This is a genomic window from Streptomyces sp. NPDC029164, from assembly GCF_055563995.1.
In genome coordinates, this window is record NZ_JBVHWW010000032.1 from 72,617 (window position 1) to 87,345 (window position 14,729).

A 14,729-nucleotide genomic window follows, 5' to 3' on the forward strand; every position below is an offset into this window, starting at 1 on the left:
CCTGCCGAGCGACGGCCGGCAGGCCACCGAACCCGCACCGGCGGGATATCCGGAACTGCATGTACGTGGGGACTCTGTCCTTCGATCTGCTCCTCGGCGACGTTCACTCGCTGAAGGAGAAACGCTCCGTCGTCCGGCCCATCGTCGCCGAGCTCCAACGCAAGTTCTCCGTGAGCGCGGCTGAAGTGGGCGACCAGGACCTGCACCGAAGGGCCCGTATAGGGGTCGCTCTGGTGAGCGGGGACGCGGGGTTCCTCTCGGATGTACTGGACCGCTGCGAGCGGCTGGTCGCGGCACGTCCGGAAGTGGAGCTGCTGTCCGTACGACGGCGCCTCCACGGTGATGAAGACTGACAGCAAGACATAAGAAGGAGACGGACCAGTGGCCGACAATGCGCGGGCGAAGAAGCTGGCGGACCTCATCCGGGAGGTGGTGGCGGAGAAGCTGCAGCGTGGTGTCAAGGACCCACGCCTCGGTACGCACGTGACCATCACGGACACCAGGGTCACCGGCGACCTGCGGGAGGCCACGGTCTTCTACACGGTCTACGGCGACGACGAGGACCGTGCCAGCGCGGCAGCGGGCCTGGAGAGCGCCAAGGGCGTCCTGCGCTCCGCGGTCGGCCGGGCGGCGGGCACCAAGTTCACGCCCACCCTGACCTTCGTCGCGGACGCCCTCCCGGAGAACGCCAAGACCATCGAGGACCTCCTCGAGAAGGCGCGCACCTCCGACGCCCAGGTGCGCGAGGTGTCCTCCGGCGCGAAGTACGCCGGCGACGCCGACCCGTACAAGAAGCCGGGCGACGAGGACGACGAGGACGCAGCCGCGGAATGAGCACCAACGCAGGAAAGACGCCGGACGGCCTTGTCATCGTCGACAAGCCGTCCGGCTTCACTTCGCACGACGTGGTCGCCAAGATGCGCGGGATCGCCAGGACCCGCCGCGTCGGCCACGCCGGCACGCTCGACCCGATGGCGACGGGCGTGCTGGTCCTGGGCGTGGAGAAGGCCACCAAGCTCCTCGGCCACCTGGCGCTCACGGAGAAGGAGTACCTCGGCACGATCCGCCTGGGCCAGAACACCCTGACGGACGACGCCGAAGGCGAGATCACCTCCTCCACGGACGCCACCGGGGTCACCCGGGACGCCGTGGACGCGGGCATCGCCAAGCTGTCCGGCGAGATCATGCAGGTCCCGTCCAAGGTCAGCGCCATCAAGATCAAGGGCGTGCGCTCCTACAAGCGCGCCCGGGACGGCGAGGACTTCGAGATCCCGGCCCGTCCGGTGACCGTCTCCTCCTTCCAGGTGTACGACATGCGGGAGGCGGAGGCCGAGGACGGCACCAAGGTCGTCGACCTCGTCGTCTCCGTCGTCTGCTCCAGCGGTACGTACATCCGCGCCCTCGCCCGCGACCTGGGCGCCGACCTCGGCGTCGGCGGGCACCTGACCGCGCTGCGGCGCACCCGGGTGGGCCCGTACAAGCTCGACCGGGCGCGGACCCTGGACCAGCTCCAGGAGGAGCTGACCGTCATGCCCATCGGCGAGGCGGCCGCCGCTGCCTTCCCGCGCTGGGACCTGGACGCCCGGCGGGCCTCGCTGCTCGCCAACGGCGTGCGGATCGACATGCCGGAGGAGTACGAGGCCGGCCGCACCGTCGCGGTCTTCGGACCGCAGGGCCAACTGCTGGGCCTCGTCGAGAGCAAGAACGGGAAGGCGAAGTCCCTCGCGGTCTTCGTCTGATCCCTTGACGTGGAGCGGTGAGCGCACATGGACTGTGCTCACCGCTCCACGACCCCCCTCGGGTAGGTCTCTATCCACCCGGACCCCCGTATTCACCCGTCCGAGCAGGCGCTCGGAGTGAATGGAGGGAGCGTAAGGGGGCGCGTTCGCCTCACGTGCTTTTCGTGCTGATCTTCACCTGCCTACCGTCGTGACCACGGGGCGTTGCGGGGGAGTGGTGCGGCCATGGCGGAGCTCGTCAAGATCAGCGATCCCGCCGGGCGGGTGCGCGGCAGTGGATTCGTCGCCGACGACCGAGGCACGGTGATCACCAGCCACGAGGCCGTCGCCGGCCTGACCCGGGTGCTCCTGCACGGCCCCGGACGGACCTGGCTGGCCGAGGCGGCCGACGTGACCGCGCTGCCGGGGCTGGCGCTGGCGCTCGTACGGACCGACGGGCTCGGCATGCGGCCGCTGCCGGTGGCGATGCGCGAGGCGATCGATCCCGGGACCTACGTACGGCTGCCCGCGCGCGGCTGGCGCCAGGCGCGGGTGCTGGGGGGCGCGGAGGCCGCGTACCCGGCGGTGGAGCTGGCGATCGGCACGGACGGCCGGGACGCGCTGCTGCTCGGCGGGGAGGCCTGCGGGGGCCCGGTCCTCGACGCCGCGACCGGAGCGGTGCTCGCGGTCCTGGGCTCCGCTCTCCCGGCGGAACACCGCTCGGCCCCCCTCGCGGTGGCCCTCCGCACGGCCGCCGCTGCCGACCCCTCCGGCCCCCTGGCCGCCCTGCTGGAGCGCAACGCCGCCACCGTGCCGGGCCACGGCCCCGACCTGAACCTCGCCGGGGCACTGGAACTCACCGCGACCACCCTGGAGCCGCCCTCCCCGCATCCGGTGGAACGACCGGGAATCACCTCCGCACTGACGGAATTCACGGAGGGCGACAGGCCGGTCCTGGCCCTGGTCGGAGACCCCGGCTCGGGCCGCACCACCACACTCGCGGCCCTGGCCGCACGCCGAGCCCACGGCCCCCGCCCCGCCCCGACCCTCTGGCTCCGCGGCGCGGACCTCCACCCCACCGACACCTCCCTGTCCGAAGCCCTCACCCGAGCCCTGACCACAGCCACGTCCGACGGGTCGCAGGGCGGTTCCGGCGGGGCCGGGTATGTGTCGGGACGCCCCCCGCAGGGCGCCCGCAACGAGCCCGGGCTGTCCGACCCCCTGGGCGGTTCCGGCGGGGCCGGGTGCGTGTCGGGGCGATCCCCGCAGGGCGCCGAACGCAACGAGCCCGGGCTGTCCGACCCCCTGGGTGGTTCCGGTGGGGCCGGGTGTGTGTCGGGACGATCCCCGCAGGGCGCCGCCCGCAACGAGCCCGGGCTGTCCGACCCCCTGGGAGGTTCCGGTGGGGCCGGGTGTGTGTCGGGGCGATCCCCGCAGGGCGCCGAACGCAACGAGGCTCCGCTCCCCGACCCCTCGTCACGTTCGGCGTCCGAGGAGACGTCCCGGCGCGCGCCCGGCCCCACCGGAACCGCCCCCGCCCCGCCCGGCAGGGCAACCGGCGGGCCCGGCCCCGCCGGAACCGCCCCCGCCCCGCCCGGCAGGGCAACCGGCGGGCCCGGCCCCGCCGGAACCGCCCCCACCGAACCCGGCCCCGCTCCGTCGGCGGCACCCGCCGGAACCGACCCGGCCGCGCACCTGGCCCACGTGGCCGCCCGCGCCGGACGCCCCCTGCTCGTCGTACTCGACGCCCCCGAGGAGATGCCGCCGGAACTCGCCCACCGCCTCGGGCCCTGGACCGAGGCCACCACCGCCTGGCTGCGCGGCACCGGCGCCCGCCTCGTCGTCGCCGCCCGGCCCGAGTACTGGGAGCGGGCCGGCGCCCTCTACCCGCCCGACGCACTGCACACCCCGCCCCGCCCGGCCCGCCGGCTGCCACCCGCGCTCCCGATCGGCGACCTCACCCCCGCCGAGGCCGAGACCCTCCGCGACCGCCTCGGCGTCCCCGCCGACGCCGTCCACGCCGCCGACGCCCGCCACCCGCTCACCCTCGGCCTGCTGGCCGGCATCCGCGCCGCCGGGGTCACCGCCGGCCGCCCCGGCCGGGACGAGGTCTTCGCCGCCCACCTGGACCTGCTGTGCCTGCGCACAGCCCTCCGCACCGCCGCGGTCTGCGTCGGCGCCGGCGGAGCCAGGGTGCACGGCCCCGGGATCCGCCGGCTCGCCGCGCGCATCGCCGGCAGCGTCCACGAGGCCGCGCGCCGCTGCCTGGGGCCCGGGCAGGGGCAGCTGGACCGGGCCGCCTTCGAGGAGCTGTTCCCGTGGCGCACCGGCTGGGCCTCCGCCGTGCTCGCCGAGGGCCTGCTGGTGTCCGCCGGATCCGGCTACCGCTTCGCCCACGAGGAGCTGTCCGACTGGATCCAGGCCGGCCACCTGGACGTCCCGACGGCCCTCGGCCACCTCGTGCACGGCCCCGCCGGGCCGGGCCTGCCCGTGCCCCGGCACCGGATCGGCCCCGTCCTGGAGGCCCTGCGCAGGCTCGCTCCGGACCGGCTGCGCCACGAGCTCACCCGGCTGGTGCACGCCCTGAACGGCTTCGCCGAGGAACCGGCGCAGGCCGGCCCGGACCGCGTCTGGTGGGCCACCCGGCTGCTCCGCGAGAGTCTGCTCCGGGCCCACGACGCGCACCCCCACCTGCCCGTCCTGCACGCCCTCGCCGAACACGTGGCCCGCGCCGGCCCGGGGGAGTTCGGCGGCTGGTTCTGGAACCGGCTCCGGCTGCCCGAGCCCGACCGCCTCGACCTGCTGCGCCGCCTGCTGCCCGCCGACCCCGCCGAGGCGGTCCCCGGCGACCGCTACCTCGACGCCGCGGCCCGCCGCCTCGCCCGGGACCCGCGGCGCGCGCAGCCGCTGCTCTGCGCCTGGTTCGCCGACGGCCGCCGGCTGCGCGGCCGCCCCGGGGCCACCGTCGCCACCGCCGCGCAGGCCCTGCTGCACACCCACCGCCGCCTCGCCGTGGACGACCTCACGGAGGCGCTCGTCACGGCCGCGCACCCCCGCGCCGACGAGCTGCTGGCCGTACTCGCCGAGGAGGAGCCTTCCGCGATGTCCCGGGCCGTGGACCGGTGGGCGCACGACGAACGGCCCGGGCGACGGGTCGCGGCGGCCGCCTACGGGCTCGCCACCGCCCCGCACGTGCGCACCCCCGCCGACCGCGACCTGCTGCGCTACGCCGCCCAGGCGCTGCTCGCCCGGCCCGCGGACGCCACCCTGCACGCAAGCGCCCTCGCCGTGCTGCTGCGCGACCCGCACGTGCGCGGCCGCTACCTGCCCGAGGCCCTCGCCTGCTTCCGCGACCCCGAGCACGGCTCCCGGCTGCCCGCGGCGGCGCTGGTCGCGGCCCTGCCCGTACTGCCCGACCCGGACGCGGTGTTCGCCGCCCTGCGGGCCCGGGCCGACGGGGAGGTGGTGCGCGCCCTGGCCGCGCTCACCACGCCGGGGCTGGCCCGCCGCGCGGGTGACCTCGTACGGGAACACCTCGCGCGGCGGCCCGGGGACGCACCGCACGCCGCCGTCTTCGTGGACCGGCGGCTCGAACAGGGCCCGGCCGCCGGTCCCGTGCTGCGCCCGCTGGTCCTGGACCTGCTGCGGAACGCCCCGGCGGGGGTCAGGGCGGAGCTCGCCGCCGTGCTGGCCGCGCCGGGCGGGGAGTGCTCGTATCCGCTGCGGGGCGAGCTGGCCGGCGTGCTGCTGCGCGAGGAGGCCGATCCGCAGGTCCTCGGCGCGTTCCTCGCGGGGCTCGCGGCCGGGACCTCCGGGCGCCCGGAGGCCCGTACGCGGGAACTGCTGCGGCGCACCGGGCGGCAGCTGCTGCGGGCCCCCGGCGGGCCGGCGGTCTTCGAGCGGCGGACGGTGGAGCTGGCCCGCGCCGAACCGGCCTTCGGGGCGCTGGTCGCCCGCTGGCTGGCGGAGGCGCGCGCGGAGGCCGCGGCCCTGCTGGGGCCGAGCGCGCGGCGGACGGTGGAGACCCTCAGCAGGACGGCGCCGGACGTGACGTGACGATATGCCGCGGCGGCGGACCCCACCCCCGACGCCGATGCGGGGCACCGGCCACCGGCATGGCAGTCTTAGACCTGCAATCGGCAATCAGTTCAAGGACCAACCGGGTTCGGGCGAGGAGCGGTCACAGTGCAGCGCTGGCGTGGCTTGGAGGACATCCCCCAGGACTGGGGACGCAGCGTCGTCACCATCGGCTCCTACGACGGCGTGCACCGGGGACATCAGCTGATCATCGGACGGGCCGTGGCCACGGCGCGTGAGCTCGGCGTCCCGTCCGTCGTGGTCACCTTCGACCCGCACCCGAGCGAGGTCGTCCGCCCCGGCAGCCACCCGCCGATCCTGGCCCCGTACGACCGGCGCGCCGAGCTGATGGCCGGGCTGGGCGTGGACGCGCTGCTGATCCTGCCGTTCACGGCGGAGTTCTCGCAGCTGTCCCCGGCCGACTTCATCGTGAAGGTGCTCGTCGACAAGCTGCACGCGCGGTCCGTCATCGAGGGCCCGAACTTCCGCTTCGGCCACCGGGCCGCCGGGAACGTCGACTTCCTGCGCGAGCTGGGCGCCACGTACGACTACGAGGTCGATGTCGTGGACCTGGTCGAGCGGGGCGCGGCGGGCGGCGGCGTGCCGTTCTCCTCGACGCTGGCGCGCCGGCTGGTCGCCGAGGGCGACATGGACGGCGCGGCCGAGATCCTGGGACGCCCGCACCGGGTCGAGGGCGTGGTGGTGCGCGGTGCGCAGCGCGGGCGCGAGCTCGGCTACCCGACGGCGAACGTGGAGACGGCGCCGCACACCGCGATCCCGGCGGACGGGGTCTACGCGGGCTGGCTGACGGCGGACGGCGAGCGGATGCCGGCGGCGATCTCGGTGGGGACGAACGTGCAGTTCGACGCCACCGAGCGGACCGTGGAGGCGTATGCGATCGACCGGGTCGGGCTGGACCTGTACGGGAAGCACGTGGCCGTCGACTTCCTCGCGTACGTGCGGGGGATGGCGAGGTTCGAGTCGCTGGACGGGCTGCTGGAGGCGATCGCGGACGACGTGAAGCGGGCGCGGGTACTGACGGACACGTACGACCTGCGCCGCTGACGGACGGACGTACGGGCGAGGGCCCGTACTGCCCCGGGACCGGATCCTTCTCGATCCTGCCCGGGGCGGTACGGGCCCTTCCCGTTGTGCCGCTCCGCTCCGCCGGCTCCGCTCAGCCGAGGCGCGGGTCGCGCGGGGGCTGCGGCGGCTGCTGCGTGGCCGGGGGCTGCTGCCAGGGCTGGCCGGGCTGCGGGTAGGGCTGGCCGTACGGCTGCGGCTGCTGAGGCGGCTGCTGGTACGGGGGCTGGCCCTGGGGCTGTCCGTACGGCTGCGGCTGCTGGTGGGGCTGCGGCTGCGGCGGCTGGGGGTGCGGGTGCGGGTGCGGGGAACGCTGGGGCTGCTGGGGTGCGCCCCAGTGGCCCTGCGGGGCCTGCTGCTGGGCCCGCAGGAAGTCCTCGGCCACGAGCGCGGAGAGGTTGAAGTACGCCTCGCGCGTCTTGGGCCGCATCATGTCGAGATCGACCTCGGCGCCGGCCGCGAGGTGTTCGTCGAACGGCACCACGACGACACCGCGGCAGCGGGTCTCGAAGTGCTGCACGATGTCCTCGATCTTGATCATCTTGCTCGTCTCGCGGACCCCCGAGATGACGGTGAGGGAGCGGGAGACGAGGTCCGCGTACCCGTGTGCGGAGAGCCAGTCGAGGGTGGTGCTCGCACTGCTGGCGCCGTCCACGGACGGGGTCGAGATGATGATCAGCTGATCGGCCAGGTCCAGGACCCCGCGCATGGCGGAGTAGAGGAGGCCGGTGCCCGAGTCGGTGAGGATGATCGGGTACTGGCGGCCCAGCGTCTCTATGACGCGGCGGTAGTCCTCGTCGTTGAAGGTCGTGGACACGGCCGGGTCCACGTCGTTGGCGATGATCTCCAGACCGGAGGGCGCCTGCGAGGTGAACCGGCGGATGTCCATGTACGAGTGCAGGTACGGGATCGCCTGGACCAGGTCGCGGATGGTGGCACCGGTCTCGCGGCGCACGCGGCGGCCGAGGGTACCGGCGTCGGGGTTCGCGTCGATGGCCAGGATCTTGTCCTGGCGCTCGGTGGCGAGGGTGGCGCCGAGCGCGGTGGTGGTCGTGGTCTTGCCGACGCCGCCCTTGAGGCTGATGACGGCGATGCGGTAACAGGACATGACCGGGGTGCGGATCAGCTCCAGCTTGCGCTGGCGCTCCGCTTCGGCCGCCTTGCCGCCGAAGCGGAAGCGGCCGCCGACGTTGCTGTTGTTCTTGGGCTTCTGCTTGTTGCGCAGCAGGCGGTCCGAGGACAGCTCGACCGCGGCGGTGTAGCCGAGCGGCGCCCCGCCGCCGGTCGGGCCGGCCGAGTAACGCGGGTCGTGCGGCTGGGGCGGCTGTTGCTGCTGCTGGCCGGGTCCCACGGGCCACTGCCCGGCGGCACGGGGGTCGTAGTGCTGTGGCTGTGGCTGCGGCTGGGAAGGCTGAGGCTGCTGCTGCGGGGCAGGTGCCGGCGGCTGGAAGGGGTAGGCGTCCTGCGTCGCGAACGAGGGCGGCAGAGACGGCGGTTCACCGACGGGCGCCCCGAACGGGTTCTCCTCGCCGGTCTGTGCCGGAGCCGGAGCCGTCGCCTGCTCGGCGGGAGGCAGCACGGGCACCCCGTCGGCGGGGGTGTCCCGCGGACCGGCCCAGCCTCCGGACGAAGCCTGCGCCGCCGGGGCCGCGAACGGCGCCGGCGCGTCGGGCGCCGGCCGAACGTCTTCGGCCGGAGCGGAAGCCGGAGTCACGGTCTCGCGAGGTGCCGGTTCCAGGGCGGGGGCCGCGAACGGCGCGGGGGCGTCGAGCGCGGGCCGGGCGTCCTCGACCGGGGCCGGAGCCTCGAACGGTGCCGGGTCCGGTACGGGAGCCGCGTGGGGCGGAGCCGCTTCGGCGGGAGGGCCGAACGGCGCGACGGGGGCCGGGGCGTCGGGAGCGGGCAGGGCGCTCTCGGCCGGAGGAGCAGGAGCAGGAGCCGGGGCCGAAGCCTCGACGGGGGCCGGGGCCGGGTCCGTGTAAGGGGACACCGGAGCCGGGTACGCCGGGAGCGCGTCGGCCGAAGCCGCCGCCTCGGTCGGAGCCGGAGGCTCGGCAGGCGCCGGAGCCGGGGCCGGATACGGGGGAAGGGCGCCGACCGGGGCTGGAGCAGGAGCCTCGGCAGCCGCCGGGCCCGGAGCCTCGATCGGAGGCAGCGCCGCAAGAGGCGCCTCGATCGGCGCCGGAGCAGGAGCAGGAGCAGGAGCAGGAGCGGGGGTCGGCGCCGGCGCCGGGTACGGCGGGACGGCGTCGAGCGGGGCCGGGGCGGAGGCCTCGAACGGGGCCGGGGCCGGGGCCGGAAGAGGGGGCTCGGCCGGCGCGGGCGCCGGGAACGGGACGGGCAGGCCCGCACCGTCGGACGGGGTGCGCGGCGCCGGCGGAGCGACCCGCATCGTCGAGGGGGACTCCACGTCCGAAGGCCGGTGCGGCTCGAAGCCGCTGCCCTCGGGGAGCCCCGGCACCTGCGCGGCCGGGGCCGCGCCCTGCGTGTACCAGGCCGGCGGGGTGTAGTCGATGGTGAACTCGCCCGTCAGCTCGGGCTCCGCATCGGACTGATCGTCCGTCGGGACGTCCCACGTCCCGCCGCGCCTCTCGTTCCGATCGCCGCTCACTGGTCCTCCTGGTCTGTCGAACACCGGTCCGGCGTCCACCTCGCCGCGCCCGCACCCAGCCTAATCGCGCCCCGACACCACTGTCCGCCCCCCTCAGGGGGCCGTGCTCAGTCGATGCGCCGGGCTCCGCCGAGCAGGCCCGTCTCCGCTTCCGTCCCCTGCGTCATCACGAACTGCCGGTCCCGTGGCGTGCACCACAGCGTCACCCCGTCGCCGAGCGTCGGCAGCGAGGCCACCGCCTGCCGCGGCAGCTGCATCAGGCGGCCGATCTGCTCCGCCTCGTCCGGGGACACCCGCTGCACGCCCACCAGCGAGGACTGCTGGAGCAACCGGGGCGCCGTCGGGCTCAGATACGGCAGCAGGGTCAGCACCGACTGCCACGGCCCGGCCACCACACGCCCGCGCGGCGGCCGCATCCCGCAGTCGCGGACGACCAGCACCGGGCTGCCGGCCGAGGCGCCCTGCGGCGGGACCCGGCCCACCTCGTGCAGGGTCACGCACTGCTGCCCGCCGCCCGCCGCCTGGGCCAGCCCGGACCACACCTGGCCGCGCCCGGTCTCCACCGCCACCCGCGCGCCCGTGGCCGCCGCGCGCAGCGCCAGCACCTGCGCCGTCCACAGGCCGCCGATCAGCGTCACCTCGTACGGCGTGGGCCGGTTGATGCCGAGCACCGCCGGCCGCCCCTCGGCGTCCACGCCGATGACGACCCCGTCGTCCCCGACGGGCAGCGCCAGCGCGTCCAGGTCCGCCGAGGGCACCACGTGCCGTTCCCGTCGCGGGCCGACCAGCCCGAAACCGCCCCTCATCGCGCCCCTCCCAGCGGCAGCGAAGCCAGCAGCCCCGGTACCTGTTCACGGTCGAGCCGGACCAGCCCGGCCTTCACGCCCCGCGCCGTCCTCTCCAACTCCCGACGCGCGACGACGAGTTCCTCGTCGCTGCGGCCGGTCACCCGTACGTGTCCGGTCAGGGTCACGCCCTGTCGCTCAGCCGGGGCCATCGTCAGGCTGAAGTTCGTGGCGAGCGCGGGCAGCGAGGTCAGCAGCGCCACGAACTGCGGCAGCGCCGCCGCTCCGGAACCGCCCAGCTGTGGCCATCGGCCTATCCAGTACGTCGTGTGGCGCCGGTCGTCGCAGCGCCAGGTCCGCGGGGTCTCCTCGGTGCGCCGCCCGGTGCTGGCCGACCGCCCGGCCTGGGTGATCGCCATCGGGTTCGCGCACGAGGACGTGGCCAGCGCCGCGGTCAGCTCCTGCTCGGTCAGCACGGTTGCCGTGAACCCGGCCCCGGCCAGCCGGCTCGCCAACTGGTCGGCCGCGCGCACCACGCACCGCTGCGCCCCCGCCAGCCCGCCACCGCGCGCGGCGACGGCCTCGGGGCACAGCTCCGGGTCGAGCTTGAGGGCGATCCAGGTCAGCCGCACCGCCGGGGTCCCGGTCCGGGCCTGCAGCGGCGCGTAGTTGCGGGTGGCCATCGACTGGGCGGGCAGGTGCGGGGCCGGCGCCGGCTGGGTGTGCTGCACCAACTGGGCGGACTCCAGCCGGATGCCGTCGACCTCGAGGATGTCCCGTACGAGCCCGAGCGGCAGCGGTCGCGCCGCCCGGTCCGGCCGCAGCGCGGTGGCGTCCGTGTCCACCTGGACGACCGCGGTCAGGAAGGTCCCGTCGCCGATCATCCCGACCGGACGCCGCTCGCGGTCGCTGAACGTCAGCGTGCGCAGCGCCGGATCGGCCTCGACCAGCGGGGCCAGCCCGGGCTCGGTGCCCGCGGGCACGACGAGGGAAGCGGCACGTCCGCGGCGCGCACGCAGGGCGAGCGCGCCGCCGATCCACTCCGGCAGGGAGCGCTGGTGGCGGCGTACGACCGCGAGTACCACCAGCACGAGCGCCAGTACGCCGACGGGAACCAGCAGCATCGGTTCGACCACCCAGGCCACCAGCAGCGCGGCCGCCGCGACCTGGAGCAGTACGAGCTGTTGCAGTCGGAACGGACCGAAGCGGCCGGGGCTCGACTTCGGCTGCGGCGTCACACCGCCGCGGGCGGGTGCGGGCGCAGGTGCGCCGGTCTGCGGCTCCGTCGCGGTTGCCATCACTCGCGCACTTCCCCTCTCTCCCCCAGCCACGCTGGGTGGTGCCCCCAGGGCCAGAACCCATGAGTCCGGGCGCTGCGCGACACCTGCCGCACGACCCCGGAATCTCCCCAATCCACCTCAACAAGCCCTGATTACCCCGGTGTGGGAGGCGCTGAGCGGCAGCCTCACCCTACCCGGCCCGTGCATACCGTCGGTCAAGAGGCATAGTAGGTGCCCGGTCCGACAATCGAGGCCCGGGGACCGTACTCACCGGCCGGGCCGTTCGGGGAGAAACAGGCGGTCATGGCATCACGACGTGATGAGCTCAACGCGTACACCTTTGCGAAGCGGCGCACGGTGGCCGCGTTCCTCCAGCCGTCCGCCACGGGCACCGAGGAGGGCGCGCCGCGCCCGCTGCGCGCGGTCCTGCCGGGCCTGATCGTGGGTGCGCTCGTGCTCGCCGCGTTCGGCGCCTGGGGCATGTTCAAGCCGACGGCGCCCAAGGGCTGGGCGGAGCCCGGGACCCGGGTCATCGTCGGCAAGGACTCGACGACCCGGTACGTGGTCCTGACCACGAAGGTCAACGGCAAGGACCAGACGCGGCTGCACCCGGTGCTGAACCTCGCCTCCGCGCGACTCCTGCTGGATCCGCAGAAGTTCAAGGTGATCCAGGTCGAGGACAAGGTGCTCGACGCGGGCAAGCCGCCGCGCGGCCCCATCATCGGCATCCAGTACGCCCCGGACCGGCTCCCCTCCAAGGAGGACGCCGGCAAGGCCAAGCGCTGGGCCGTCTGCCAGCAGCCGGGCGGCAACGGCCGCGGCGTGCAGACCGCCACCTTCGTCCTCGCCGACCGGGAGGCGGCCAAGACGGACGACGCCCGCAGGCTCACCGAGACCCAGTCGCTGTACGTGCAGAGCACCGGCCCGGGCAAGGAGCGCTACCTGGTCGACTGGACCGGGACGAAGTACAAGTTCCCGGAGGGCACGCCCGCCGCCGGGACGATGACCAACGCGCTGGTCGGCACCGGCGCCACCCCGCAGCAGGTCACCCCGGAATGGCTGGGGACCCTCAACTCCGGCGATGACCTGGCCTTCCCGGCGCTCCCCGGCAAGGCCGGCGCCGCCGCCGACGTCAAGGGCCTGGTCACCGCCGACAACAAGGTCGGCATGGTGCTCAAGGCCCAGACCGGCTCCGGCGCGCAGCACTACGTGGTGCTCCCGGGGAAGGTCGCACCGGTCTCCGACTTCGTCGCCTGGCTGCTGATCTCGGCGCCCGCGACCGACGGCCTCAACATGCACGGCAAGCCCCGCGAGGTCGACCTCCAGTCGCTCAGCCCGGACGCCGCCCCGTTCGCCGGCGGCGTCAAGTGGCCGCAGGAGAAGTCCGACCGCATCAACCAGACGGCGCCGGCCGCCGGCACCCAGACGGGCGGCGGCTCCAACAACCGCGACACCGTCTGCAACGTCCTGCGCTCCGTCGACGGCCAGGGTAACCAGACCCTGAGCACCTGGGCGGGCACCGGCTTCCCCATCGACATCACCGCCAGCGGCACCAGCGCGTACGTCACCCCGGGCTCCGGGCTGCTCTACATGCAGGTGCAGGGCAAGCAGACCACGGCCGGCGGCTCGCTCTTCCTGGTCACCGACACCGGCCTGCGGTACGCCGTCCAGGCCAACGGCGACAGCGACGCCGAGAAGTCGAAGATCGGCGCGCCCGACCCGCAGGCGAAGGGGGGCGCCGACGGCCGCCCCGAGGCCAGCCAGGCGCAGGTCCGGCTCGGCTACGGAAGCATCACCCCGGCCATGGTGCCCATCGCCTGGTCGGAGTTCCTCTCCAAGGGCCCGCGCCTGGACACCAACTCCGCCCGTCAGCCCCAGGGTTCGTGAGGAAGCCGCCGATGTCCCAGCCCCAGACGCCCCGGAGCGCGCTCCTCGCCGCCGCCTTCGCCCTCACCCTGGTCTCCGGCGGCGCGGGCGCGGCCGCCGCGGCCGAAGCCCCCGCGCCGCGGCCTCCGTACGCCCTGCGCCCGGACGGCGCGGGGGAGTGCACCTTCCCCATGAAGAAGCAGATCGCGGACCGCCCCTGGGCCCTGCAGAGGCTGCTGCTCGACGAGCTGTGGGCGCAGACCAAGGGCAAGGACAAGAACGGCGCCAGTGTCCGCGTCGCCGTCATCGACACCGGCGTGGACCGGGCGAACCCGCAGCTCAGCGGCGCCCTCGACACCGGCGCCGGCAAGGACTTCGTCGACCCCAAGGGCGCCGACGGTACGAACGACACGGTCGGCCACGGCACGAAGGTCGCCGGGCTGATCGCGGCCCGCCCCCAGGAGGGCACCGGCTTCGTCGGCCTGGCCCCGGACGCCACGATCATCCCGATCCGGCAGAACGACGGGCAGGGCAAGGGCAACGCCCTGTCGCTGAGCCAGGCGATCGACCACGCGGTCGCCAAGGGCGCCCAAGTGATCAACATCTCCCAGGACACCGACGCGCAGCTGTCCCCGGACTCCGAGCTCGGGAAGTCGGTCCAGAAGGCCCTCGCCGCCAACGTCGTGGTGGTGGCCTCGGCCGGCAACGACGGCATGACCGGCGAGAAGCGCAAGACCTACCCGGCGGCCTTCCCCGGAGTGCTCGCCGTCGCCGCCTCGGACCGCAACAACGAGCGCGCCCCGTTCTCCCAGCCCGGCGACTTCATCGGGGTCGCGGCGCCCGGCGTCGACATGGTGTCCACCGTCCCGGGCTTCGGCCAGTGCATCGACAACGGCACCAGTTTCTCCGCCCCGTACGTCGCCGGGGTCGCCGCCCTGCTGCGCGCCGAGCACGGGGACTGGTCCGCCGAGCAGATCGTCTGGCAGATCCAGAACACCGCCGAGCGATCGATCAACGGTCATGACGACTACGTCGGTTGGGGCATCGTCGACCCGGTGCGCGCGCTCAGCCAGGACCAGGAGGTCCCCAAGGCCCCGGTCCCGGACCCCGGACCGCCCCCGGCGGCGGCCCCCGAGGCGGCGGCGCTCCAGCTCACCGAGACGGCCCAGGAGCGTGAGGAGCGGTTCGGCACGTACGCTCTCGGCATCGGCGCCGTCCTCATCGCCGTCATCGCGGGCACCGCGACGGTCATCCGGGATGCACGCGGCCGCCGACGCCGTTTGCAGTGAACGGTCACAGTTCATCAACG

General features: G+C 74.8%; 10 protein-coding genes. 7 read left to right on the plus strand and 3 right to left on the minus strand.

Annotation, left to right across the window (positions count from 1 at the left end; genetic code table 11):
* Window positions 1–59: 59 nt before the first annotated feature.
* The 5 genes from ACZ4VT_RS27985 (at window position 60) to ACZ4VT_RS28005 (ending at window position 6,860) form a co-directional block, all read left to right on the plus strand.
* Window positions 60–353, plus strand: a complete 294-nt coding sequence (locus tag ACZ4VT_RS27985; RefSeq protein ID WP_030651158.1) for a DUF503 domain-containing protein — start codon at window positions 60–62, stop codon at window positions 351–353.
* Between the two features lie 28 nt (window positions 354–381).
* A complete protein-coding gene (gene rbfA / locus ACZ4VT_RS27990; RefSeq protein ID WP_281211222.1) occupies window positions 382–834 on the plus strand; it encodes a 30S ribosome-binding factor RbfA in 453 nt (150 codons plus the stop codon).
* Window positions 831–1,739, plus strand: a complete 909-nt coding sequence (gene truB, locus ACZ4VT_RS27995) for a tRNA pseudouridine(55) synthase TruB (RefSeq protein WP_351593368.1) — start codon at window positions 831–833, stop codon at window positions 1,737–1,739. The genes rbfA and truB overlap by 4 nt, the downstream gene beginning before the upstream one ends.
* A gap of 225 nt (window positions 1,740–1,964) precedes the next feature.
* Window positions 1,965–5,774 carry a hypothetical protein gene (locus tag ACZ4VT_RS28000; protein ID WP_467953706.1) on the plus strand — a complete coding sequence of 1,270 codons (3,810 nt, stop codon included), beginning with the start codon at window positions 1,965–1,967 and terminating at the stop codon, window positions 5,772–5,774.
* A gap of 129 nt (window positions 5,775–5,903) precedes the next feature.
* A complete protein-coding gene (locus ACZ4VT_RS28005; protein ID WP_467953708.1) occupies window positions 5,904–6,860 on the plus strand; it encodes a bifunctional riboflavin kinase/FAD synthetase in 957 nt (318 codons plus the stop codon).
* A 112-nt stretch (window positions 6,861–6,972) separates the two neighbouring features.
* On the opposite strand, the gene ACZ4VT_RS28010 is transcribed toward ACZ4VT_RS28005, so the two are convergent.
* The 3 genes from ACZ4VT_RS28010 to eccE all read right to left on the minus strand — a co-directional run bounded on the left by ACZ4VT_RS28010 (window position 6,973) and on the right by eccE (window position 11,572).
* Complete coding sequence (locus ACZ4VT_RS28010; RefSeq protein ID WP_467953710.1) at window positions 6,973–9,489, minus strand: SCO5717 family growth-regulating ATPase; 2,517 nt, start codon at window positions 9,487–9,489, stop codon at window positions 6,973–6,975.
* A gap of 107 nt (window positions 9,490–9,596) precedes the next feature.
* Window positions 9,597–10,295, minus strand: coding sequence for a hypothetical protein (locus ACZ4VT_RS28015; RefSeq protein ID WP_351288767.1), 699 nt, complete (start codon window positions 10,293–10,295; stop codon window positions 9,597–9,599).
* The gene (eccE, locus tag ACZ4VT_RS28020; protein ID WP_467953713.1) at window positions 10,292–11,572 is read right to left on the minus strand and encodes a type VII secretion protein EccE; all 1,281 of its coding nucleotides are present in this window, start codon (window positions 11,570–11,572) and stop codon (window positions 10,292–10,294) included. Before eccE ends, ACZ4VT_RS28015 begins: the two co-directional genes overlap by 4 nt.
* A gap of 285 nt (window positions 11,573–11,857) precedes the next feature.
* On the opposite strand from eccE, the gene eccB reads away from it, so the two are divergent.
* Complete coding sequence (gene eccB / locus ACZ4VT_RS28025) at window positions 11,858–13,441, plus strand: type VII secretion protein EccB (RefSeq protein WP_467953715.1); 1,584 nt, start codon at window positions 11,858–11,860, stop codon at window positions 13,439–13,441.
* A gap of 11 nt (window positions 13,442–13,452) precedes the next feature.
* A complete protein-coding gene (gene mycP, locus ACZ4VT_RS28030; protein WP_467953717.1) occupies window positions 13,453–14,709 on the plus strand; it encodes a type VII secretion-associated serine protease mycosin in 1,257 nt (418 codons plus the stop codon).
* The last annotated feature ends 20 nt before the right edge of the window (window positions 14,710–14,729 follow it).

Bases quoted from the DNA above. Each gene is read 5' to 3' on its own strand.
- ACZ4VT_RS27985 (WP_030651158.1), top strand. From the start codon at position 60: ATGTACGTGGGGACTCTGTCCTTCGATCTGCTCCTCGGCGACGTTCAC.
- truB (WP_351593368.1), top strand. From the start codon at position 831: ATGAGCACCAACGCAGGAAAGACGCCGGACGGCCTTGTCATCGTCGAC.
- ACZ4VT_RS28000 (WP_467953706.1), top strand. From the start codon at position 1,965: ATGGCGGAGCTCGTCAAGATCAGCGATCCCGCCGGGCGGGTGCGCGGC.
- ACZ4VT_RS28015 (WP_351288767.1), bottom strand. From the start codon at position 10,295: ATGAGGGGCGGTTTCGGGCTGGTCGGCCCGCGACGGGAACGGCACGTG.
- eccE (WP_467953713.1), bottom strand. From the start codon at position 11,572: ATGGCAACCGCGACGGAGCCGCAGACCGGCGCACCTGCGCCCGCACCC.
- eccB (WP_467953715.1), top strand. From the start codon at position 11,858: ATGGCATCACGACGTGATGAGCTCAACGCGTACACCTTTGCGAAGCGG.
- mycP (WP_467953717.1), top strand. From the start codon at position 13,453: ATGTCCCAGCCCCAGACGCCCCGGAGCGCGCTCCTCGCCGCCGCCTTC.